Source organism: Bacillus sp. SRL543 (assembly GCF_984799205.1).
Genome location: NZ_OZ481794.1, coordinates 62,923 through 85,575, shown reverse-complemented (window position 1 = coordinate 85,575; position 22,653 = coordinate 62,923). Strand labels below are relative to the sequence as shown.

Annotated in this window: 19 protein-coding genes and 2 tRNA genes; 2 read left to right on the top strand and 19 right to left on the bottom strand. The window is 48.6% G+C overall.

Going from position 1 to position 22,653, the window contains the following annotated elements:
- Positions 1-170: 170 nt before the first annotated feature.
- The 9 genes from AC4E8B_RS00430 to spoIIE all read right to left on the bottom strand — a co-directional run bounded on the left by AC4E8B_RS00430 (position 171) and on the right by spoIIE (position 11,579).
- Positions 171-1,061, bottom strand: coding sequence for a peptidyl-prolyl cis-trans isomerase (locus AC4E8B_RS00430; RefSeq protein WP_490216378.1), 891 nt, complete (start codon positions 1,059-1,061; stop codon positions 171-173).
- A 24-nt stretch (positions 1,062-1,085) separates the two neighbouring features.
- Positions 1,086-1,964 (bottom strand): Hsp33 family molecular chaperone HslO, encoded by an 879-nt coding sequence (gene hslO, locus AC4E8B_RS00425; protein WP_490216377.1) that lies wholly within the window; start codon positions 1,962-1,964, stop codon positions 1,086-1,088.
- 27 nt (positions 1,965-1,991) lie between these two features.
- Positions 1,992-2,771 (bottom strand): type III pantothenate kinase, encoded by a 780-nt coding sequence (locus AC4E8B_RS00420; protein ID WP_490219421.1) that lies wholly within the window; start codon positions 2,769-2,771, stop codon positions 1,992-1,994.
- 241 nt (positions 2,772-3,012) lie between these two features.
- Positions 3,013-5,001, bottom strand: coding sequence for an ATP-dependent zinc metalloprotease FtsH (gene ftsH, locus AC4E8B_RS00415; protein ID WP_490216376.1), 1,989 nt, complete (start codon positions 4,999-5,001; stop codon positions 3,013-3,015).
- 144 nt (positions 5,002-5,145) lie between these two features.
- Positions 5,146-5,691: a hypoxanthine phosphoribosyltransferase gene (gene hpt, locus AC4E8B_RS00410; protein WP_490216375.1), complete on the bottom strand. Its 546-nt coding sequence runs from the start codon at positions 5,689-5,691 to the stop codon at positions 5,146-5,148.
- Between the two features lie 22 nt (positions 5,692-5,713).
- Complete coding sequence (tilS, locus tag AC4E8B_RS00405; RefSeq protein WP_490216374.1) at positions 5,714-7,099, bottom strand: tRNA lysidine(34) synthetase TilS; 1,386 nt, start codon at positions 7,097-7,099, stop codon at positions 5,714-5,716.
- Positions 7,100-7,313: 214 nt separating this feature from the next.
- Complete coding sequence (locus AC4E8B_RS00400; protein WP_490216372.1) at positions 7,314-8,306, bottom strand: serine/threonine protein kinase; 993 nt, start codon at positions 8,304-8,306, stop codon at positions 7,314-7,316.
- On the bottom strand, positions 8,275-9,012 hold the full coding sequence (locus AC4E8B_RS00395; protein WP_224906419.1) for a VWA domain-containing protein: 738 nt from the start codon (positions 9,010-9,012) through the stop codon (positions 8,275-8,277). Before AC4E8B_RS00395 ends, AC4E8B_RS00400 begins: the two co-directional genes overlap by 32 nt.
- An 89-nt stretch (positions 9,013-9,101) precedes the next feature.
- Positions 9,102-11,579 (bottom strand): stage II sporulation protein E, encoded by a 2,478-nt coding sequence (gene spoIIE, locus AC4E8B_RS00390; RefSeq protein WP_490216370.1) that lies wholly within the window; start codon positions 11,577-11,579, stop codon positions 9,102-9,104.
- A 332-nt stretch (positions 11,580-11,911) separates the two neighbouring features.
- Between spoIIE and AC4E8B_RS00385 the strand changes: the two genes are divergently transcribed.
- Together AC4E8B_RS00385 and AC4E8B_RS00380 are read left to right on the top strand one after the other, a co-directional pair.
- A tRNA-Met gene (locus AC4E8B_RS00385) sits at positions 11,912-11,985 on the top strand.
- 17 nt (positions 11,986-12,002) lie between these two features.
- Positions 12,003-12,074 (top strand) — tRNA-Glu (locus AC4E8B_RS00380).
- 284 nt (positions 12,075-12,358) lie between these two features.
- Here AC4E8B_RS00380 and AC4E8B_RS00375 read toward each other — a convergent pair.
- The 10 genes from AC4E8B_RS00375 to fin form a co-directional block, all read right to left on the bottom strand.
- Positions 12,359-12,829: a S1 domain-containing RNA-binding protein gene (locus AC4E8B_RS00375; protein WP_490216369.1), complete on the bottom strand. Its 471-nt coding sequence runs from the start codon at positions 12,827-12,829 to the stop codon at positions 12,359-12,361.
- Positions 12,830-12,915: 86 nt separating this feature from the next.
- Entirely contained in the window at positions 12,916-13,323 is a 408-nt protein-coding gene (locus AC4E8B_RS00370; RefSeq protein WP_490216368.1) for an FtsB family cell division protein, read from the bottom strand.
- A 23-nt stretch (positions 13,324-13,346) separates the two neighbouring features.
- Positions 13,347-13,973 (bottom strand): spore cortex biosynthesis protein YabQ, encoded by a 627-nt coding sequence (gene yabQ, locus AC4E8B_RS00365; RefSeq protein ID WP_490216367.1) that lies wholly within the window; start codon positions 13,971-13,973, stop codon positions 13,347-13,349.
- The gene (gene yabP / locus AC4E8B_RS00360; protein ID WP_490216365.1) at positions 13,970-14,272 is read right to left on the bottom strand and encodes a sporulation protein YabP; all 303 of its coding nucleotides are present in this window, start codon (positions 14,270-14,272) and stop codon (positions 13,970-13,972) included. Before yabP ends, yabQ begins: the two co-directional genes overlap by 4 nt.
- A 127-nt stretch (positions 14,273-14,399) precedes the next feature.
- Positions 14,400-14,669, bottom strand: a complete 270-nt coding sequence (locus AC4E8B_RS00355) for an RNA-binding S4 domain-containing protein (protein ID WP_490216363.1) — start codon at positions 14,667-14,669, stop codon at positions 14,400-14,402.
- A gap of 14 nt (positions 14,670-14,683) precedes the next feature.
- The gene (gene yabN, locus AC4E8B_RS00350) at positions 14,684-16,144 is read right to left on the bottom strand and encodes a bifunctional methyltransferase/pyrophosphohydrolase YabN (RefSeq protein ID WP_490216361.1); all 1,461 of its coding nucleotides are present in this window, start codon (positions 16,142-16,144) and stop codon (positions 14,684-14,686) included.
- Between the two features lie 6 nt (positions 16,145-16,150).
- Positions 16,151-17,752, bottom strand: a complete 1,602-nt coding sequence (locus tag AC4E8B_RS00345) for a putative polysaccharide biosynthesis protein (protein ID WP_490216360.1) — start codon at positions 17,750-17,752, stop codon at positions 16,151-16,153.
- A 202-nt stretch (positions 17,753-17,954) separates the two neighbouring features.
- Positions 17,955-18,491: a stage V sporulation protein T gene (spoVT, locus tag AC4E8B_RS00340; RefSeq protein ID WP_490219420.1), complete on the bottom strand. Its 537-nt coding sequence runs from the start codon at positions 18,489-18,491 to the stop codon at positions 17,955-17,957.
- A gap of 266 nt (positions 18,492-18,757) precedes the next feature.
- Positions 18,758-22,297, bottom strand: a complete 3,540-nt coding sequence (mfd, locus tag AC4E8B_RS00335) for a transcription-repair coupling factor (protein WP_490216358.1) — start codon at positions 22,295-22,297, stop codon at positions 18,758-18,760.
- Between the two features lie 81 nt (positions 22,298-22,378).
- Positions 22,379-22,609 (bottom strand): anti-sigma-F factor Fin, encoded by a 231-nt coding sequence (gene fin, locus AC4E8B_RS00330; protein WP_490216357.1) that lies wholly within the window; start codon positions 22,607-22,609, stop codon positions 22,379-22,381.
- Between the last annotated feature and the right edge of the window lie 44 nt (positions 22,610-22,653).

Below are 22,653 nucleotides of genomic sequence, written 5' to 3'. Positions count from 1 at the left end.
ACAGCGCAAAAGGAAATTGTCAATCAATATGCAGTCAAAACGACCCTGTTATTTAGAATTTTCTTTTAATTAACGCAGTTCTATATTCACTATGTAGTATTATATACCCTCATGCCTGCCTTTATGTTGAGGATAAACAAAAACGGACAGGCTGCCTGTCCGTTTTCATCCTATTGCTTTTCTTCCTGTTTATCATAGAAAGAGTCGACTTTGATTTCATTCCAGAATGGCTTGGCCGAAGCAGGGGTGTCCATCTGCTCGAGAGCGACCTGGCGGCGGATCTGATTTTTCACATCCTTGAAAGCATAATTCCGGCCTTCCAGATGCTCATGCAGCAGGATTACTGCATACCCGTCTTCCACTGCAACCGGCTCGCTCCATTCTCCTTCTTTCAGCTTTGCCGCTTCATCTATGAAATCCTGTGAAAAACGCTCATCTTCTTCGCTGATGAATCCGGTTTCCCCGCCCTGGTTGGCGGTGAATTCATCGATCGACCTCTCCATGGCCAGCACCGGAAAGCTCGAGCCATTTTCAAGCTCTTTTATTGTCTGTTCAGCTTCCTTTTTTGTTTTGACGACAATTTGAGAAATATGATAGGAATCAGGAACCTGGAAAAGACTCATATTTTGATCATAATAGTCCTTCATTTCCTCTTCGGTCACCACAACATCTCTTGTCAGCAGTTCCTCAAGGAGCAGACTGTATTTAATCTGCTCCTTCCACTTGCTTTCATCAAGCTGCTTCAGCTGATTGCCCTGATACATCGTTTTGACAAGCGTGAGCTCCCTTTCGACCGCTTCCTTTGATACCTTAACATCGTATTTCTCTGCCATGGCCCCGATTACCTTTTGGTCGATCAGATCATTCAGCACTTCCTTGCCATAGCGCTGCTCCATTTCGTTCAGCCATTCATCTCTTGTAATTTTACCATCTCCGACCTCAGCTACGGTCTCCCCGCTGCCGGCAAACAGTACGGCCGGCCTGATCGTCAATAATAGGATAAAAATAATGTTCAAAATGGACAGGCTGGCAATAATCAGCCAAAGTTGCTTTTTTTTCACAGTTTCCTCCCCCAGAAAACAGCTTTATACCGCTTCGCTTTTTAGTGCCTCAAGCTCTTCTTTTGAGTAATGGTATTTTTCATTGCAGAAATGGCACTGGGCCTCTGCTTCTCCGTCTGTATCGATCATATCCTGGATTTCATCCCTGCCGAGGCTGATAATGCTCGTTGCAAACCGTTCCTTGGAGCAGGTGCATTCAAAGGATACAGGCATCTTCTCCAGAATCTTGACATTTTCCTCTCCAAGAATCTCATTCAAGAGCTCTTCCGGTGTAAGGCCTTTTTCAATCAGCTTGGACACAGGCGGGATTTCCTTCAGCCTGTTCTCAATTCTTGTAATCGTCTCTTCATCTGTCCCTGGAAGAAGCTGGAGGATGAATCCGCCTGAAGCAAGGATTGTATTATCCGGATTTACCAGAACGCCAACTCCGACAGAGGAAGGGAGCTGCTCGGACATTGCAAAATAATAAGTGAAATCCTCCCCAAGCTCACCCGAAACAATCGGCACCTGTCCTGTGAAATGCTCTCTCATCCCGATGTCCTTGACGACGGTCAGCATGCCATCGGTCCCGACAGCCCGGCTTACGTCCAGCTTCCCCTGCTCATTCAAGTCAAAATGGGTCTGCGGATGCGTCACATAGCCGCGCACCTCTCCCTTGGAATTGCTGTCAACCAGGATCGGGCCAAGCGGGCCGCCTCCTTCAATCTTGATGGTCAGCTTCTCCTCGCCTTTCAGCATCGCTCCCATCATCACACCTGCGGTCATTGCCCTTCCCAGAGCAGCAGAAGCCGTCGGCCATGTATAATGCCTTCTTTGCGCCTCTCCCACCGTAGCTGTACTGCGGGCAGCATACGCACGCACCTGTCCGTTGAAGGCAAGCGCCTTAATCAAATAATCTTCCATCTTGTACTCCTTTCAAAGCTGTATTTCCTATTTCTTTATACTTTCCCTATTTCGTTTATAAATTAACTGTAATCCTTTCAAGGTCAAAAATGGATCGACAATATCAATCATATTTGATTCCTGGGCAATCAGATTGGCAAGCCCTCCGGTAGCAATGACCAGCGGATTCTCATCACTCTGGTCCTTCATCCTCTTCACAATGCCCTCTACCTGTCCAACATACCCATAAACAATGCCCGACTGCATGGCTGCTACCGTATTCTTGCCGACAATATGTTCAGGACGGGCAATCTCTATCCTCGGAAGCTTAGCTGCCTTTGAATACAATGCCTCAGTCGAAATATTGACCCCTGGCGCGATTGCCCCGCCCATATACTGCTTATCTTCATTGATATAGCAGTAGGTTGTCGCAGTACCAAAATCGACGATGATAAGCGGCCCGCCATACTCGTGGATGGCTGCCACAGCATTGACGATCCTGTCAGCCCCCACCTCGCGCGGATTTTCATACTTGATATTCAGACCGGTCTTAATGCCAGGGCCGACGACAAGCGGCTTATGAAGGAAGTATTTCTGGCACATCCTTTCAAGCGCAAACATGATCGGCGGCACAACCGAAGAAATAATGATGCCATCTATGTTAGAAAATGAGAGATTCACATGCTCGAAAAGAGATTTCACGATCATCCCATATTCATCTTCTGTTTTATTCCGGTTCGTCTCTATTCTCCAATGGTGCTTAAGCTCTTCGCCATCATATACACCAAGAACAATATTTGTATTTCCCACGTCAAATACAAAGATCAACATTCTCACCACTTTTATAATTTTTCTAACACAAACACACTGCCAACATCATATCACAACTCCTGTTGAATCGTAATAGAAAAAGGCCTGTATCTGCCTGTCCCTGCAGGGATATCCTTCCTGCCTGAATGCAGATGCTGCGGCTGCACCAATACTAAGATACCCTTATTGTTTCCCAAAAAGCAAAAAGCTGACTCAGCAGGCCCATTTTCTGGCCTTTCTGAGTCAGCTTCTTTATTGATTAGAGGTCGCGCTTTTCGTCAGCGCTGCCGGTTGGGCCGGCATCATCCTTCGGAGCGACCGGATCGTTTGAATCTGCCGGATGGATTTCCTTCACAGCATCTTCATCTTTCTTGATGTTGATATTGACCTTCATATCTTCTGTGCTGGCATCGATCACTTTGCGGTCAGGCAGCTTGCCAGTGTCCACAAGGCTCTTGATCTGTTCAGCATCGAGAGTTTCAATCTCCAGAAGTGTGTTGGCGATCAAGTCAAGCTTATCACGGTTTTCTGTAAGGACTTTTCTTGCTTTTTCATAACACTCTTTAATGATGCGCTGGATTTCCAGATCAATTTCATAGGCAATCGCATCAGAGTAGTTCTGTTCATTATTGAAATCCCTGCCAAGGAATACCTGGCCTTGGGACTGTCCGAACTGAAGCGGTCCGAGTTTATCGCTCATACCGAATTCGGTCACCATTCTCCTGGCAATGCCGGTTGCGCGCTGGAAGTCATTGTGGGCGCCTGTGCTGACTTCGCCAAAGACAATCTCTTCAGCTACACGTCCGCCCAGGAGGCCGACAATCTTATCCAGAAGCTCCGGCTTCGTCATGAAGTAGCGGTCTTCCTTCGGCAGCATGACAGCATATCCGCCAGCCTGGCCGCGCGGAACGATGGTTACTTTATGGACCATTTCGGCCTCATCGAGCACCACACCGATGACAGTATGCCCCGCTTCATGGAATGCCACGATATTTCTTTCCTTCTTGGAAATGACGCGGCTTTTCTTGGCAGGCCCGGCAATGACTCTGTCCGTTGCCTCATCAATATCGGTCATATCGACTTTCTTCTTATCGCGGCGTGCCGCCACAAGGGCAGCCTCGTTCAATAAGTTTTCAAGGTCGGCACCTGAGAAGCCTGGTGTCCGTGCTGCAATGGCCTTCAGATTGACAGACTCATCAAGGGGCTTATTGCGTGCATGTACCTTCAGAACTGCTTCACGTCCATTGACGTCCGGACGGTCAACAGTGATCTGGCGGTCAAATCGTCCCGGACGCAGAAGGGCCGGGTCAAGAATATCCGGACGGTTTGTTGCGGCTACGATGATGATTCCTTCGTTGGCCCCGAATCCATCCATCTCAACAAGCAACTGGTTCAGCGTCTGTTCGCGCTCGTCATGGCCTCCGCCAAGACCGGCGCCGCGCTGGCGTCCAACTGCATCAATCTCATCAATGAATATAATACACGGTGCATTTTTCTTAGCGTTCTCAAACAGGTCACGCACACGGGATGCACCGACACCGACAAACATTTCAACGAAATCGGAACCGCTTATCGAGAAGAACGGTACGCCCGCTTCACCGGCAACAGCACGCGCCAGCAGGGTTTTACCGGTACCCGGAGGTCCGACCAGAAGCACCCCTTTAGGAATTCGGGCCCCAAGATCCGCAAATTTGCGTGGATCCTTCAGGAACTCGACGACTTCTACAAGTTCTTGCTTTTCTTCATCCGCACCGGCAACATCCTTGAAGCGGACTTTCTTTTTCTCTTCACTATAAAGCTTGGCTTTGCTCTTGCCGAAGTTCATTACCCTGCTGCCGCCGCCCTGTGCCTGGTTGAGCAGGAAGAAGAACAGGATGAAAATGATGATGAACGGAATGATGCTAGTGAAGAATGTCACCCAGCCGCTTGTTTCCTTGGCAGGCTGTACATCCACCTTCGCATTGGCTGCCGCCTCATCTATGCGGTCCAGCAGATTGTCGCTGTTCCAAACATAAGTGATAAAGAATTTATCTTCTTCATAGCCTTCAAGCTTGCCCCGCACCTCAAAAACTCCGCGCTCAGGCTGCATCGAAAGCTCTGTTACCTCGCCGCTGTCCAGGTAACCGACGAATTTGTCATAGGATATATGTTCTGTCGGCTCATTGTTGCCGTTAAAGAAGCTGACAACGCCTATTATGACTAAAAAGATTAATAAATAAAAGATGGTATTCCGGAAGATCCGATTCATCCCTTACCTCCTCCCACGGTAAACAAACTATATTGTATAGTATCATAGTAAATCATGCCAATTCAAGAAATTACACTTTTGAAAACCGGGCTGGTCCATGCTTTTAGCAAGGCTTGTCAATAAACCTCTCACATATAGGATTGCTTAATCGTTGTTTGTGTATACTTCAGGCTTCAAAACCCCTATATATGGAAGGTTGCGGTATCTTTCCGCATAGTCAAGGCCATAGCCAACCACGAATGCATCCGGAACGATGAAACCTACATAATCAGCTTTGATATCAGCTTTTCTGCCGGTCGGTTTGTCCAGAAGGGTGACGATTCTGATGCTTTTGGCTTTCCTGTAGCGGAACAGCTCTACCAGATAGCTTAGTGTCAGGCCGCTGTCGATGATGTCTTCAATGATCAGGATGTCCCTGCCCTCGACTGAAGTATCCAGATCTTTCAGGATTTTGACTTCTCCGGAAGAGACTGTTGAATTGCCGTAGCTGGAAACGTCCATGAAGTCCATTTCAAGATACGTATCGATGCGCTTCAAAAGGTCTCCCATGAAAGGCATCGCCCCTTTCAGCACGCCGATTGCCAAAGGATAGCTGTCCATATATTCCTCAGTCAGCTGCTGGGCAAGCTCTTTAGTCTTTGCCTGGATTTCCTCTTCGGAAATTAATACTTTTTCGATATCGTTTTTCATGAATAGTGTGCCCCCTAGAAGATCAATGCTTTATATATGTTAAAAAAATATTCCTGGTGTCAGGACCTGCAGGCAGCTCATAAGCGGATTTGCTCAATCCGGGAATCCAGAGGATTTCGCCGCTGCTGTCAGTCACGATGGGCCAGCCGTTCCGTTCATACAAAGGGATTTTCCTGTCGATAAAAATAGATTTCACTTTTTTTGTCCCGTTCATTCCTTTTATCGTCATTCTGTCCCCTGTTTCGCGGGTGCGGACAACAAGCGGAAAATGCACATTATCCATGCTGACTTCAAAGGCATTCAGATCTGCCGCTCCTCTATCTTCTCCGCTTTCTTCTGCCAGTATGGCACCGGCGCCTGGTAGCTGGAGCTTTCCGGGCTGATTTATCTCAAAACGATAGGCTTGCACCTCAGAATGGCTGTACCTGAAATGGCAAAAGCCGTATGATCGTACAATTTTTAAGCCGTTTGGGAAATCAAGTGAACCGGATGGATGAGGATTGCTCAATATTGAAAATATCTTCTCAATATGTAAGGCGGATAATGATGCAGGCCTCTCTTGATAGAGATATTTTAATATTAGTTGAATACCTCTCCTTTGTAAAGGCATTGGCATTAGCATGAAGCGTTCTGCATCAATCGTGATTTCAGCATCTTCTTTCTTCATTACTGTATTCATTTCCCGCGCCGTTAATTCCTGAAGGAGCTGTTCATCACCGCGCAGCTCTTCGCTGAAGCGCTGAAAATGAACATGGGCCTGCGGGTTCTCCGATTTCAGGAATGGCAGGACGTTTTTCCTGAACCTGTTTCGGCTGTAAACATCCTTTTCGTTGCTCGGATCTTTTCGGGGGTCCAGCTCATTTCTTAAACAATACTCTTCAATTTCTCCTCGCTCAAGGCACAGGAAAGGACGGATGATTTCTCCGCCGGCAAACGGACGGGAGAAAGGGATCCCTGATCTTGCTTCCCCTGCGCTGCCTCTTGTGAGCCGCATCAGGATGGTTTCCATCTGATCATCCCCATGATGGCCGAGTGCCAGGTATGATGCCCCCGATGCCTCCATGGCTTCTTCAAAAAAGCGGTAACGGCATTCGCGCGCGGCTGTCTGGGAGCTTTTCCCGGTTTCCTTCATATAAGCCGGAACATCCTCCCGCCTCATCTCAAACGGAATGCTCCGCTCTTCACAAAAGGATTGGACGAACCGGGCTTCCTGATAGGATTCCTCGCCCCTGAACATATGGTCAAAATGGATCGCCGCCGGTTCAGCTCCCCACACCTTACGCTTTTTCCACAGCAAATGGAGCAGCGCCAGGGAATCGGGGCCTCCGGACACGCCGACAAGTACCTTTTTGCCTTCAAGCCTTACACCATGATGCCGAAGAAAAGCTTCGGCTTTTGCATCAAGCATAATAAATTCTTCCTTACTTGAAAAATCTATAGTCCCTTATACCCCTGGTGATAGGTGAATAACCTTATTGACGGAAAGGAAACTACTATATTAAGAATAGCATCTTTGCCTGTAATCTCCAAAGCATAACCCTGATGGATTGCATATCACACCCGGGGCGCTTCCCCCGCTCCATTATGTACGTATTAACATGCAAAAGGTTTCAGCATTTTTCTTAGACCAGCTGTCCATAAATATACACAAAATAAAGGATTGATATGACAAAGACAATAAGCAGCGTTTCAAGGAAACCGCCTTTTTTCTTTTGGTCCTTTGCACCCGGCCTTCTCCGTGAGGGGCCGGGGCCAGGGGTGGCGGCCTGGACCCGGGCAGCATTCCGCCGCGCCGTGCGGCTTTCAGGCTGTCCTCCTGCAGGCATCGCAAGAAGCTCTTGTCTCATCTCAGCAGCAGAACCATACCTTCCTTCAAGCGCCTTCAGGAGAACGGGCTCATACTTCAGCAGCTCTTTGTCCTGCCTGATCATATCCCTGAGCTGGCCGATTCCCCCTGCTGTCTTATTGAACCGCTTCGGATAGTAAAGATTGATCAGCACCATTGCAGCAGCGAATAAATCATACTGCGGATCGGCCTTCCTTGTGCCAAGCCCCCAATATCCGCGGTCGTAAAACTCCGTAAATTCCTTGATTGCCCTTCCTTTGATGGTTGTACCGCCCACATCGATGCAGCGTATCCTTGGAGGAGGGGAAGTCACAATCAGGTTCTCCGGCTTCAGGTCGCCAAACACCCAGCCGCTCTGGTGGAGCTTTTCCAGATCGCTGAGCAGCTGGGAAAGAAGCACCTCTGTCCAGGAAGGCCCTTTTTGCCGGATGAATCCGAGCAGATCCGGTCCGTGTATGTACTCCATTGCATAAAAGGAGATTCGCGCATCCTTCCTCTCCCAGTCATCGACATCAAGCAAAGAAGGCCCTAGGGCAGAACCCTGGACCTTGGCAAAGGATTTTAGCACATTTACTTCAGAGGTAACGGACATACCATTATCGCTCATCTTTAAGGCAACCTGCTGATTCCGGCACTGGGCAAGATAGACGATCCCATTCGCCCCGCTGCCCAGCTCCCTGATGATCGTATACCGGTTGCGATGCCATTTCCCTTCGATAATCGTCCCGGGGCTTACTTTACATAGAATCTTCAAAGTATTGTTCATCATCACGGGAAAGCAGGCTCCTTAGTGAACGTTTTTTCTTGAAATAGCTCAAAGCTTCACGGATTGCAGGCCCCGTGGGAGTGATGCCTCCTGTTGACAGCTTTGAAAATATGCTTGTAAGGGATTCGAGCCTCGGGGTCCAGTCCAGCAGTTTTTCGACATCATTCTTTTTCCCGGGAAATACAAATACCGCAAAACGGTTATCCCCCGAACGGGCATTCAAGCTCAGTGACAAATCGAGAAGGGCTTCCTTGACCGTCGGGAGCTTATGCTTCATGCTCGCACTTGTATCGACAAGGACCAGCACCTCAAGCTCGACTGTTTCCCCGAGCTCATCGACAACCTCCATGACCTCTCCCCTTTTTTCGGGCGGAAGGTCTTCAACTGTCTGGGAGCCGCCTAATATCTGCTGAAGCTCTTTATTCACCACACCCTGGAGCGTCTGGGTCATCGCCTTCCTCGTCACCATCTGCACCGTCTGCGATAACGCCTGCGAGTAGACGACCTGGCTTACCCCGCCCCCGGAAAGGGCAATCCCTTCAATTTCATTCATGCCCCGCTCATCGATGACATCCTTCTCCATCACTCCAATGACATTTACTGTAATGCCCTGTTCCTTCGCCAAAGCTGACATGGCCACAGGATCTTCACCCTGATTGGAGCAGCCATCTGTGATAAGCAGAATCTGTTTCAGTGTGCCGGTCTTCATAAAATCTCCCCTCCTGTACCTTATTGATACCATTTTCGACGGAACAGACAGGAAATATACATGCTCCGGCTAATGGATGGGCAAATTAATCAGTTGGCTTTCTGGCGCTGCTTGTGCACCGGGAAGGATGCCCACTTCGGCGTGTTATGCTTGATCTTCGAGACAACTACGGTCATATCATCCTCGATCAGCCCGGAGCGCGACCGGATAACCTCCTCCATGATCAGATCGGCAATTTCCTGAGGGTCCTCTGTTTTCAGCTCATGGATTTTCCGCTTCATCCACAGGTCGTAATTTTCCACATGCTTCGGCCCCTCGAATACCCCATCGCTCATCATGATCAGGAGATCGCCCGCCTTCAGCTGCTCGCTGACCACATCCACCTCGAATTCCTGGAGGATTCCCATCGGGAGATTGCTCGCCTGGACTTTCAGGACCTTGCCCCCTCTTTTAATAAAGCTTGGCGTCGATCCAACCTTCAGGAATTTGGCCGCCGCATTTTGCAGATCGACCATCACCAGGTCGAGGGTGGAAAAAATCTCGTCTGTTGTCCGCAATGAGAGCACAGAGTTGACCGACTTTATTGCCACCTTCTCCTCAATCCCTGACTGGAGGATTTTTTGAAGAAGCAGGAGGGTTTCCTTGCTCTCAATATGGGCCCTTTCACCATTCCCCATCCCGTCGCTGATGGCAATCGCATATTTACCGCCTCCGAGCTCAATGGTTGAATAGCTGTCTCCTGAAATCAGGCCGCCATCCTTCGCAGCATGCGCCACCCCGGTTTCAACCGCGTAGGCCTTGGCCGATCGGAATGTCACATAGCAGCTGCCGCTTCCAAACGTTGAACATTCCTCCGAATTGACAAGGATAGTCTCACCCAGAATATCTGACAGCATCGGGGCTATCAGTTTTTCACACTCGCCATGCCCCCTGCAGTAGGGGATCGTCATATCAATATCAACATCCCCCTGCTCCAGGCTGTAAATCTCCACCTGCTCGATCTGGATGCCAAACTCCTGGAGCGCTTCAAAGATGGATTCCTCCTGCTTATGATGATTTTCCCGCTCACGCTGGATTTCCTTTGCAAAATTGCCCATCACCTCTGACACGCCCAGCAGCTGGTCAGCCACAAGCCTTCTGCTTTCCTGCACCTGTTTTTTTAGCTTCAGGTTCGCCTGATAGAAAGTCAGCTCATGATGAACCGTCTCCAGCACCTTTTTCGAGCGTGTGCAATGTTTTTCCCACTCCCTTGTCAGCCTTCCGGAAACGGTCCCCTGCCGGGCATCCATTTCATGCATAATTTCTTTCATATAGTCATAGGTTGTATCAAAGTTCCTTGCCCAGCAATGATCTTTCTTGAAGCAGGTCTGGCATGTCTTCTCCGTGACATTGCTCAGGAAATAATCCAATTCCCTATCCTCCCCATCCCAGTCAATAGGATCATCATGGGAAGAAAAGCTCTTGGACAGAGCCTGGAATACAGTGGAGAATTGGGCGACACGCTGGGCAGTGACGTCCCGCATCTTCCTCATATACTGCTGCTGCTCAGCCGCATACTCCGGGGTCCCGGGAATATGCCTGGCCAGCTTCCCTGTCAGCGCCTGCGGAGTCAGGAAAAATAAAACTGTCGCCGCACCTGTCTCAAGGACGGTTTTCAGCAAGGTGCCGGTTCCTTCCCCATACATTCCGATCAATAATGTTGCAATCAGCAGGCCGCATGCCACTCCGAGCTTTCTCCCTTCCTTCAGCAGGCCGCCAAGAAGCCCGGAAAAAGCAAGCAGGCTCATATGATAAAAGCTCGAAACATTTGCCAGGCTGAAGATCAGTCCAGTCACCACCCCGACTGTTGACCCGACCGTTGCACCGGCAACAAATGCAAATAGAAGAACCAGATATCTGGATAATATATGTTCAACAGACAGGTCATACACCGACCAGCCGATTGTACCCGTCATAACCGAGGCAAGCATGATGATCAGGCAGACGATCTCCTCTGTCTTAAGCGACTGCCTCCTTTTCGATATGCTCAGCAGCGGAAGGCTCTGCAGGAAAATCAAAGTGAGAATAAAGCCGAGGCTTGCCTCCACGCCGGCCATCATCGCATCATAAAGTGCCAGCTGGCCCGAAACAATATAGGCTTCTGCAATCTTCCCGATCGCCAATATGAAAAATGTATACGCCGGCAAGGCTCTTACTTCATTTTTCAGCCACTTTTTTGAAACCCGGAAGGCGAAGAGGAACATAAAGCAGATGCCGAAGACTGATGCTGCATTCATCATCGATAAAGTGAATGCTCCGGCAGTAAGCCCGATCAGGGCCAGCGGAGCTTTATCTCTCTTGATCAGATAGACGGCCGCAAAGAAAGGAAGGCTGAAGGGTGTCAGTTTCGCCAGTATGAGCGCCCTCCCCAGGAGAAATCCGATCAATAGAAGGATATAGCCCTTTTTGATAAAAAAGGTCTCCATTTTCATCTGGAATTTGTGAAGGCCTTTTGCCAACTCGAGCTTCGATCCGTTGAAATCCACTTCCACAGCCGGCTCCATTACTGTCTGTTCTGCCTTTTCCATTCATTCCACTCCCCATATTTGTATCGTTGCTGATTATTATAAAATTGGTTATGCATAAAAGTTTGTCAAAAGAGGAGACAAGCCCCTGTTTTTCTTTCGACGGCTTTCCGCCTAAAAATATAAAAGCAAACAATAAAATGGCGGATAATCCCATAATGATGAATGCAGTTTTGAATATTCACACAAATAATAGATAGGAATGCCTTTACAGCGCGAATTACCTGCCAGAAAAAATTGGCGAACTGAAAAAAAGGAGAACCGACATTTTTCTTTCAAAATATTATTGACACCAGAGTCAATCCTTTGTATTATATTCCTTGTGCTTATATTATGGCGGTGTAGCTCAGCTGGCTAGAGCGTACGGTTCATACCCGTGAGGTCGGGGGTTCGATCCCCTCCGCCGCTATCCTTATATTTAAATACGGCCCCTTGGTCAAGCGGTTAAGACACCGCCCTTTCACGGCGGTAACACGGGTTCGAATCCCGTAGGGGTCATACATGAAATGCGGAGGGTGCTTGTTCAGCCCCGACAAGCTTAAGACGCCTCAGAAATGAAGGCGTCTTTTTGCCTTCAATTCTGAGGTGGCTTAAGACTCGAGGGGCTAGCACCCGGAGCTGGACAATGAAATGCGCAACCAGCTTGCCCAGCCCTTCAAAAAAACACCTGTTCCTTTCCGGAGCAGGTGTTTTTTATTTGTCTTACTTTTGAAACCACAAAAAAAGACAAGCCCCTCGGCCTGTCATTGTCTTGCAATATATAGAAAAAAATCAGCAGCAAGTTACCCTCGTTTAGCGCCTCTTCCTCCGCGTTTGGATTCAGTGTTGCGTTTTAGCGAGGCCAATCGATCTTCACTGTCTTTCAGGAACTTGGCCATTTTGGACTCAAAGTTCTCCCTTGGCGGACGGCTGTCACTCGGCCTTCCATTGCGCGGACGCGGAGATCCCGAATATCCGCCGCGGGATTCCCGGCGTTCAGGCCTGTCAGTTCTTTCTGGTCTAGCTGGTCTCTCTGGCCTGTCTACTGCTTTCTTGATGGATAAGCCGATCTTTCCATCCTTCTCCACATTAATGACTTTGACCTCAACCTGGTCACCGACCTTCAGGTGGTCATTAATATCCTTAACATAGTTATCTGCGACCTCACTAATGTGGACAAGACCGGTTGAACCTTCCGGCAGTTCTACGAACGCGCCGAAATTAGTAATGCCGGTTACCTTTCCTTGTAACTTGCTGCCTACTTCGATTGACATAAAAAGATTTTGCCTCCTTAAAGATTAAAAGAATTAAACTTACTTTATATTATACAGAATTTCAAAAAAGAGTGTCAATAAGACAGCTACTCGGATGTTTTTTCCTTTTCCTTCTTTTTGCCCTTATCCTCAGGCAGATTAAAGATAATTTCATCCTTTTCGGAAAGGAAATAGTTCTTCCTCGCAAGCTTGGCTATATATTCATCATCATTCAGTTTGACGATTTCTTCTTCCAGGATGACCTCATTCTTTTTAAGGGAAGCGAGCTTCTTTTCAAGGTTCTCTTTTTCGAGGGCCTTTTCTTCAAGAGCAGAGGATTGCGTGACGAGTGTAGAGATCATCAATACGGCGATGGCTGCAGCGCCAATGAAAAAGACAGTCAGCCTGCGGATAAGCAGGATTCTCTTCCTGGCTGTGCTGATCTCTGCATTCTCTTGCTGTTTGGCATAGTTTGTCTCAATTTTTGCTACTTTGCGTTTCCTGATGGCACTCACTCTCGCAGCCCCTCCTTGCCCATTTATTTATTTTTCCATCTGGTTAACAAGCTGTTTAAGTTATTCTTGAACGTGTGTAAATTTCCTGCCAATTTATTATATAACTTCTCGACGAGATTTTTAATCTTTTTCGGCAAAATCAACCAAAAAAGTGACCAAATCCATTTGACAGGGCTTAAAATCACTTTTAAAAGGGTCCATATGATCCGAAGTGCCAGCTTCAAAAGGGATATAATGCCTTTGCCGAGCATCAGAATAAGGGAAATAATACCCATCACAACCGATTGTATCGGTTTATAAATCAAAAGATGCGCCATTCTGACAAAAAAGCGGAATATCGCGGCAATAGCTTCAATCAAAGTTTCAAGCAGCCGGAGGAATCCCTGCTTCAGCAGGCTCTGGTATGCAGCAAACCCGCATAACAGGGCAATAAAGATATAGAACCTCAGCTCGCCCTGGTTGATTACGAACAATACATAAAAGACAGCAAGTCCCTGCAGGCTCCAAAATAAAAAATCATTGATGAAGACAATCCAGCTTTTTCTTTTGGCGCGTCGCAGGAAGCGGTTATAGGTATCGAGCGACGCGCCGAACGCGCTTCCCATGCCAATCATGGCAAGCATGGTAAGAAACTGCGCAGAAAGGGTCATCGGAATATCTTGCTAAAGAACCCTTTAGCTTTTTCCCCTTGCTGTTCGTCCATATATACGAGGTCAAAGACCTTTCCTTTAATGGACACGATCCCTTTTTCCACATCCAGATTCTTCATCTGGAGATTCTGGCCGCGGATGGCCAGGAAGCCCATGACTGTCTCCAAAAGGAATTCTTCATTATCAAAGCTTTCGACCTGCTTGACACCCGTAATATCCAGAAGCTTTCGTCCCCTCATGATGACATCATGATCAGGAGCACTGCTTTTGCCTGTGTTTGGTTCATAAAATTGGCTCATCCTCATCCCCCACAATTCCATAGTACAACCTTTTGTACATGTGTATGTGGGCGGAGGGGCGTTTAGAACATTCGGAGTCCGGCCGGGTTATTATATACCTGTTTCCCCGCCGGTGCTTTGTTAAACATTAATTTTCCTGCTGGTTTGGCCGTTCTTCCTTCAGGATGGTATACATTTCTGCCGCTTCTTCCTTGCGGCTTGTTTCCTGGAGGCGGTCAATCTTCGCTGTCACAATACGCTGCCCGAGCCTGACCGTCAGCTCATCCCCAACCTTTACGGTTGAGCTTGCCTTCCCCTGCTGTCCATTGATCAGGATCCTCCCCTGGTCCGCTACCTCTTTCGCGAGCGTTCTTCTCTTGATCAATCTTGATACTTTTAAAAATTTATCCAGTCTCATTCATGTCTCCCCCTTTATAATCCTTGCTGTTTCGCTTCATCCCAGAACCGGTCCAGCTCTTCCAGGCTGTACTCGCTTATGTCCCGGCCGCTTTCCCTGACCTTATCTTCAATATACGTAAAACGCCTGATGAACTTCTGATTGGTCGTGAAGACTGCCTGTTCTGGATCGATTTTGCAGAATCTCGCAATATTCACGAGTGCAAACAGGATATCGCCAAACTCTTTCGCTGCTTCTTCTGACCGCGGATCCCGGTTCATTTCCTCTTCAAATTCAGACAGCTCTTCTTTAACCTTCTCCCAAGCCGGCCCAATTTCCTGCCAGTCAAAGCCTGCGCCGGCTGCTTTCTTCTGGATATCCGCTGCCTGGAGCAGCTGCGGCATCGATTTGACGATTCCGCTCAAGAGCGATTCAGGTGCAGCTCCTTTTTCTTCTGCCTTGATTTCCTGCCAATTTTTCAGGACCTGCTCTTCTGTTTCCGCCGAGGCGTCGCCAAAGACATGGGGATGCCTGCGGATCATTTTTTCACTAGCAGACTGAATGACATCATCAACGGAGAAATAGCCGTCATCTTCCCCGATCTGCGCGTGCAGCACCACCTGCAGGAGGACATCCCCCAGCTCCTCGATCATATGGTCGATATCTTCATTATCAATTGCTTCAATAAGCTCATATGCCTCTTCGATCAAATATTTCCTGAGTGATTGATGGGTCTGCTTGATATCCCAGGGACAGCCGTCCGGCCCCCTCAATGCGGCAATGATTTCCCGGAACTTGCTGAATTCCCTGTAGAGGAGGGTTTCATCCTTTACAGGCGGCACATAGACCGAGGTGAGGTTATTGATTTCTGCTTCACGGTCAAGCTCAAACAAAGACACCTTCCGGATGCTCTCCCTGCTGCTCCCCGCTGCTGTGGCTATATAGACTTCATAATCATACGGAAGCATTTCCATCAGCGTCAGTTTCACATTGCTCGCCATATAGGTGTCATACACCTGTCCGATGATCATATGATGCTTCAGCATCACTTCGTCTTTTTTCAGGTCGGTGGCATCCAGCAGCTGAAAGCCTTCGATCGGATCTATTTTCAAAGCCTGAAACAGCGCGTCCAAAAAGCTCTGTCCTCCCCCGATCACGATTTCAATCCCAAGTTCAGGACCTTTCCCGATCAGGATCTGCACTGTTTTCTCAGCAACCAGCGGATGGCCCGGCACAGCATAGACGACATCCCCATCTGCTGCTTTCTCCAGTAGGATATCGCAAATTTCCTCATATACCTCTTCAAAGCGGCTGTGCTTTTCGTATACACGATCAAATGACTGAAAAGCCATCCCCTCATCCTGCAGCTCCCTGATCACCGGATGGTCCTCTGTCCTCAGATATACCGCTCCCTCAGCCTGAAGGGCTTTATAAACGCCAAAGGGCAGCTGTTCAAGATCTCCCGCCCCAAGGCCGTAAATCGTAATCTTATTCATTATGAATCATCTCCTGTTCCTGCCGGGCAGCAAATAGCTCAGCTTGCTTCCAAAAGGCAGCATGCTGATTTCTTCTTTTCTAAAAGTCTCTCCTTTTAAAGCTAAAAGCATGAATACAATTCCGCCTGATGCAGCTGCACTCAAGGCGGTGAAGCCAGCGGCAAGGCGGCCTTCCCCGGCCAAAAACCCCGCAGCCAGCAGATAAGCCTTCAAGAAAAGCAGCATGGCTGCGGCAGCGGTTCCGAGCCCCAGCACGAAACGGCCTGGCACTAAAGGCTGCCTCAACAGGAGGCGCAGCCTGGCGAGCAGGACAAGCAGCACAAAGGCCAGCGCTGCACATGCAGCAATTGCCGCCCCCATCGTCCCAGCAGCCGGCACAAGGAGAATGTTAAGGATATATTTCATCCCGAAGCCCCCTATAATCACAGCAGCCGGGAAAAAAGTGTGCCCCAGCCCCTGCAGAATGGCCGCAAGGGTCATGATGATCGAGGCAAAGAAAATGAACAGGCTCAGCACAGACAAAACTTCTGACCCTTCCGCATTCTCAAACAGCATGATATTGACCGGCTTGATGATCGCCCATAACCCGATGGCTGCTCCTGTCCCGAAGAGCAGGCTGACACGGAGGGCAAGGCCTGCCTTTTCAGCAAGGAACTTCTGATTGTTTTTCAGTTTTTCAGCTGTGATGAGCGGGACAAGCGAAAGTGACATCGAAGTGGCGATGACGGTCCCAAGCTGTATGAGCGGCTGGCCCCTGTCATAAATCCCCTTTAGCTTTTTTGCCTCTTCAGCATCGAGCCCTCCCGACACAAGCAGGGAATACAGATTCAGAGAATCTGCCAGCTGCAGAAGAATGAGCAGCATAGAAGCCGCACTGATGGCCGCTCCCTGGAGAGCGATGGTTTTCATCGTCTTCAGGACCGCTTTTCCTTTCAGTCCAATATCCGCCCTCCCGGCTGATTCCTTTTTCATCCGGCCCCAGAAATAAGCGGACAGAATGGCTGCGGAAGCAATGCCTCCTGTCACTGAACCAAAAACAGCCCCGCTCCCGGCCGTATATAAGGATGCCCCTTCTTTCATAAGAATGAACGCTGCAGCCAAAATGGTCGCCACACGGATGGCCTGCTCTCCCACCTGGGAAACAGCAGTCGGCAGCATATCGCCCCGGCCCTGAAAATATCCCCTGAGAAGCGCGGTCACCGGCAGAAGAAGAAAGACTGGGGAAAGAGTCCTTAAAAGGATACCCAGCTTTGGATCTCCCATTTGAGAAGCGATCCGGTCTGCACCGGCAAACATCACCAAGAAAGCAGCCAGGCCAATGGCCAAAAGAAAAAGTCCAGAGGCCGCCAGCAGCTGGAGAGCTTCTTTCCTGTTTTTTTCCTGTTCAGCATAAAGCTTTGAAATCACGACCGGGAAACCGTATGTAGACAGCACGATGGCAATCCCATAAAAGGGATAAACCTGCTGGTAAATATAAAAGCCGACATCCCCTACGATATTCTGGAAGGGGACTCTGTAGACTGCGCTCAAAACCTTAGTGATTAAAGCGGCAGCTGTTAGGATCAGGGCTCCTTTGAACAAGTCCCCTGATTGATTAGCGGGCTTCATCGCCCATCTCCTTCCAATAATGAATTCGAAAAGTATTATAGCATAACCAGCAGCCGCAGGACGGGATGACAGCGCAATAACCTTATTTCGTTACCCGCCTGTCATAAAACAAATGCCTGTGAAGCATTCTTTTTCTTTTTCCCCATAGAAAAAAGGCAGCCAGGCTGCCCCTTTCGATAATCTTTATAAGATGCAATACGTATTAGGACTCCATCTGCCTTGCCAAGAATCCAGCTGCTGTTTCCACAGCCTTCTGTTCTACATCGCCAAGTGAATCTTCCTTCGCATAAATGATGACTGCACCAATCGGGTCGCCATTGGCAATGATCGGGCCAATTGTATAAGCAGAAAGGCTTTCTTCGTTCCCGTCTGCAAGGGCATATTCGCCTTGATTGTTGACGAGGACAGAAGTTCTGTCTTCCATAGTTTTTTCCAGCAGATCACTGATGTTTTTGTTTAGGTAGTCCTTTTTTGAACCGCCTGCCATTGCGATAAATGTATCCCTGTCACAAATCAGGACCGGGTTTCCAAGGCTGTCATACAAGGCTTCTGCATATTCTTTTGCAAAATCGCTCAATTCGCTGATTGGTGAATACTTCTTTAAGATGACTTCACCATCGCGGTCTACAAATATTTCCAGAGGGTCACCTTCACGAATTCGCAGAGTCCTGCGGATTTCCTTCGGGATTACTACACGACCCAAATCATCGATACGACGAACTATACCAGTTGCTTTCATCCTGCGTTGCCTCACTTTCATCTGATGATTTTTAGCAGGAGAAGATTTTCTGCTTCCTTTTGTTGAAAACTTCTCCATGTTTGAACTTAGTATCTTTCATATGGAAAGTTCTATACACTTGCAAATATTTTTTCTCTTGGGTGATAACATTTCCTCAATAGGATAAACATTCCAGTATAAAAATCCTTACCATTTGAAATACCCTTGTCTACTCTTATTAAACACTTTTCTCATTTCAATTAGATGACAGGGACTTTTCCATTACTTTACGATATTGGATTATGCTGCTTCTTTTTGGATTTATCTATTCCAAGAATCATGTCATAGGCGGTGTTGAGCCATTTATCTGCACTGTAACCCTTTGTCTGGATGACCATCTTCAGCTTTTTGCCTTCCATGCCAAGGCCGACCATCCGTCCATGCTTTGTGCTTTCCCGGAAAATTTTCTGGCCGTCGATCAGAGAGCTTGCCTCCTCAGACAGGAGGATCAGCACTTCTGTCTTAGACTGCTTGATGAGTTCTACCCCGGCCTCCACGGCATGAACCTTCATTTCAGCGACCCGGAATAAATAAGCGACCTCATCCGGGTAGTCCCCGAATCTGTCTGTCATTTCTTCCTTCAGCCCTTCAATCTCATCCATCGAATCGATGCCGCGGAACCTTTTATACATTTCAATCTTCTGGTTTCCATCTGCAAGATAGGCATCAGGGATGTAGGCATCGATTTCCAGATCGATTTCCACAGAAGGTTTTTTATACGTTTCCGGATTTTCTTTCCGTTCTTCAATGGCCTCTTTGAGCATCTGGGAGTACAGATCAAAGCCGACAGAGTCGATGAATCCATGCTGCTGCGAGCCGAGCAGATTGCCGGCCCCCCTGATGGAAAGATCCCGCATGGCAATTTTGAAGCCTGACCCAAGCTCTGTGAACTCCTTGATGGCCTGGAGGCGTTTCTCCGCCACTTCTGTCAGAACTTTGTCTTTCCGGTAGGTGAAATAGGCATAGGCAACCCTGTTGGAACGGCCGACCCTTCCCCTCAGCTGATAGAGCTGCGACAGTCCCATCCGGTCAGCATCAAATACAATCAAAGTATTCACATTAGGGATGTCGACTCCCGTTTCAATGATCGTCGTGCTGACAAGGACATCCGCTTCGCCTTCAAGGAAGCTCAGCATAACTGACTCAAGCTCATTTTCCGTCATTTGGCCATGGGCTGCGACCACCTTGGCATCAGGGACAAGCATGGAAATTTCCTCTGCCTTTCGTTCGATATCCTCGACCCGGTTATACAGAAAATACACCTGGCCGCCCCGGGCCATTTCCCGTTCGATGGCTTCACGGACAAGTCCGCCATTGTATTCCATCACATATGTCTGGACCGGGAATCTGTTCTCCGGAGGCGTCTCGATGACAGACAAATCCCTCACCCCGAGCATTGACATATGCAGAGTCCTCGGGATCGGCGTCGCAGTCAATGTCAGGACATCGACATTTGTTTTGAGCTGTTTGATTTTTTCCTTATGGGTCACGCCGAACCGCTGCTCTTCATCGATGACGAGCAGTCCGAGGTCTTTATAAATGATTTCCTTAGAAAGCAGGCGGTGCGTCCCTACAACAATATCGACGGTTCCGTTTTTGAGCCCTTTGACCGTTTCGGTCTGCTGCTTCTTTGTCCGGAATCGGCTTAAGAGCCCGATTTCAACCGGATATTCCTGGAATCTTTCTCTCATTGTCTGGTAGTGCTGCTGGGCAAGGATCGTCGTCGGAACGAGGATTGCCACCTGCTTGCCGTCCGCAATTGCCTTAAAGGCGGCACGGATTGCCACCTCCGTCTTGCCATAGCCTACATCGCCGCACAGAAGGCGGTCCATCGGCCGCTCTTTTTCCATGTCCAGCTTGATTTCATGGATGGACCTCAGCTGGTCCTCTGTTTCCTGATAAGGGAAGGACAGCTCGAATTCACGCTGCATATCCCCGTCCGGAGAGAAGGCATAGCCTTTCGCTCTTTCTCTCTCGGCGTAAAGCTTGATCAGATCGTCCGCTATATCCTGGACAGAACTTTCTACCTTCTTCTTGACGCGCTTCCAGTCATTGCCGCCAAGCTTATAGATCTTCGGTTCTTTGCCTTCCGAGCCGACATATTTCTGGACCAGGTCGATCTGGTCGACCGGCACATACAGCTGGTCGCTGCCTGAATAGCGGATATTCAGATAGTCTTTGTGGAGGCCGTTGATCTCAAGGGTCTCAATGCCCAGGTATTTGCCGATCCCATGATTCACATGGACAACGTAATCGCCGATTTTAAGCTCTGAATAGCTTTTGATCCTCTCGGCATTAGACAGCTTCTGCCTGCGGGGCGAACGCTTCGCTGTTTTCTTATTAAAAAGCTCCTCTTCCGTAATGACGGCAATTTTCTGGATCGGCAGCTCAAAGCCTGTCTGAAGGCTTCCTTCCGTGATCTGGAACTTGCCCTTCAGGACCTCTTTATCAGGCTCGATGACGGCCGCCTCTATCTCATAATCAGCCAGCACGCTTTGAAGCTTTTTGACCCGGGCCATATCAGGACCGAGGAACAAGACAGAGAACCCGCTTTTCTTCCATCTTTCCAGCTCGCTTTTCAGCACATTCAGCTGGCCGTGGAAGTTCTGCATCTGCCTGCAGGAGACATTGATGATATTCTGCGGATTCGTATTCGGGACATGCCTTAAGAACAGGGACATGTAAACGATCGGCTGATGAGACCGGCTGATGAATTCCTTCAGGCTGTGGGAGATCTTCACGTCATGGACGATCTTTCCTTCGCCGAGCAGGCTTGTATACCATTCGGCTTCCTCTTTTTCAAGGGACTCATTCATCTCCTGGACTCTGCTGATTTCATCGATAAAAATAAGCCCATCCTGCGGGAGATAATCTAGCAAACTATTATTAGATTCGTATGCATAAGAGAGGTATTTGAACATCTGCTCAGGTTTTTGCCTGTTCCGGAGCTGCTCCAGCTCATATCCGATATTCTGTGCCAGCAGCTCTTTCGCTTTTTCATCCTTCAGCTTTTTCAGGCTGTCTGAAAGCCCTTTTTCCAGCTTCTGATACACCCTGTCGTAATGCTCATCTTCAAAAGGATTTTCGGTTGCAGGGCCGATATGGACCTGCTGCAGCTTTTCTTTCGAGCGCTGGTCTTCCAGGGAAAAAGAACGGATGCTGTCAATTTCAGTATCAAACAGCTCAATCCTGATCGGATCCGCTTCGGTCAGCGGATAGATATCCAGGATGCCGCCCCTGACGCTGAACTCCCCAGGGGAAGACACCATATCGGTGCGGCTGTAGCCCATTTTGACAAATTCGAGGAGCTGTTCCTCTATTTCTATGTCATCGCCAAGCTTTAATATCAGCTGGCGCGTCTTCCAAAGGGAAGGAGGCGGAAGCACCTTCCTCATCCCAGCCATCGGGATGAGGACAATTCCAGTGCCCTTTCCGCTCCAATGGTTGAGCGCGTCGATCCTCTGCGCCCTCAGCTCAGGGCTTGCAATGCTCAGCTCCGATGCGATCAGTTCATTGGCGGGATAAAGATATACATCATCCTCGCCTATCAGATTGACAATATCATCATATAATTTCTGTGCTTGTAACAGATTGTGAGTTACAACCAGCATAGGCTTCTTCGTCTGCTCATATATAGAGGCAAGGAAAAGCGTCCGCGCCGATCCGGTCAATCCGGCGATCAGCTGCTCTTTCAGCCCCCCGTTCACTCCGGAAATGACAGTCCCTATATCCTCCTGCCGGGTGAAAAGCTGTTTCAATCCTAGCATGGCAACCCCTCCTCTCGTCCTAAGTCATTATGTGTGCATATGGAAACAGAAAAACGCTTTGGAGTGTTCGTCCAAAGCTTTTTATTGAATAAGGTAATCGTTCTGATGGTAGTCAGGATTTCTTTCCAATGATTCCTGGCAATCCTCGCAGATCGATTTTATGTGTATATCCCCGGATGATCCATAGAGAATCATCTCCTGGCGTTCTTCTTCATTCAGTTTGTGGAACCCGAGGCTCTCTGCATGCATTGACAAGTTATCCAGCGTACCCATCTTCATGCCGCAATGGCGGCAATGATAGTGAAGTGCCATGCCTGTCCCTCCCTGTCTAACAATTGTTATTGCTAGTATTGCCC

Coding starts and splice junctions, on each gene's coding strand:
- hslO (WP_490216377.1), bottom strand. CDS start 1,964: ATGGAAGATTATTTGATTAAGGCGCTTGCCTTCAACGGACAGGTGCGT.
- fin (WP_490216357.1), bottom strand. CDS start 22,609: ATGGCACTTCACTATCATTGCCGCCATTGCGGCATGAAGATGGGTACG.
- ftsH (WP_490216376.1), bottom strand. CDS start 5,001: ATGAATCGGATCTTCCGGAATACCATCTTTTATTTATTAATCTTTTTA.
- AC4E8B_RS00400 (WP_490216372.1), bottom strand. CDS start 8,306: ATGATGAACAATACTTTGAAGATTCTATGTAAAGTAAGCCCCGGGACG.
- mfd (WP_490216358.1), bottom strand. CDS start 22,297: ATGCTAGGATTGAAACAGCTTTTCACCCGGCAGGAGGATATAGGGACT.
- tilS (WP_490216374.1), bottom strand. CDS start 7,099: ATGCTTGATGCAAAAGCCGAAGCTTTTCTTCGGCATCATGGTGTAAGG.
- AC4E8B_RS00375 (WP_490216369.1), bottom strand. CDS start 12,829: ATGTCAATCGAAGTAGGCAGCAAGTTACAAGGAAAGGTAACCGGCATT.
- yabN (WP_490216361.1), bottom strand. CDS start 16,144: ATGAATAAGATTACGATTTACGGCCTTGGGGCGGGAGATCTTGAACAG.
- spoIIE (WP_490216370.1), bottom strand. CDS start 11,579: ATGGAAAAGGCAGAACAGACAGTAATGGAGCCGGCTGTGGAAGTGGAT.
- AC4E8B_RS00345 (WP_490216360.1), bottom strand. CDS start 17,752: ATGAAGCCCGCTAATCAATCAGGGGACTTGTTCAAAGGAGCCCTGATC.
- yabQ (WP_490216367.1), bottom strand. CDS start 13,973: ATGACCCTTTCTGCGCAGTTTCTTACCATGCTTGCCATGATTGGCATG.
- AC4E8B_RS00395 (WP_224906419.1), bottom strand. CDS start 9,012: ATGAAGACCGGCACACTGAAACAGATTCTGCTTATCACAGATGGCTGC.
- AC4E8B_RS00355 (WP_490216363.1), bottom strand. CDS start 14,669: ATGAGACTGGATAAATTTTTAAAAGTATCAAGATTGATCAAGAGAAGA.
- yabP (WP_490216365.1), bottom strand. CDS start 14,272: ATGAGCCAATTTTATGAACCAAACACAGGCAAAAGCAGTGCTCCTGAT.
- hpt (WP_490216375.1), bottom strand. CDS start 5,691: ATGAAAAACGATATCGAAAAAGTATTAATTTCCGAAGAGGAAATCCAG.
- spoVT (WP_490219420.1), bottom strand. CDS start 18,491: ATGAAAGCAACTGGTATAGTTCGTCGTATCGATGATTTGGGTCGTGTA.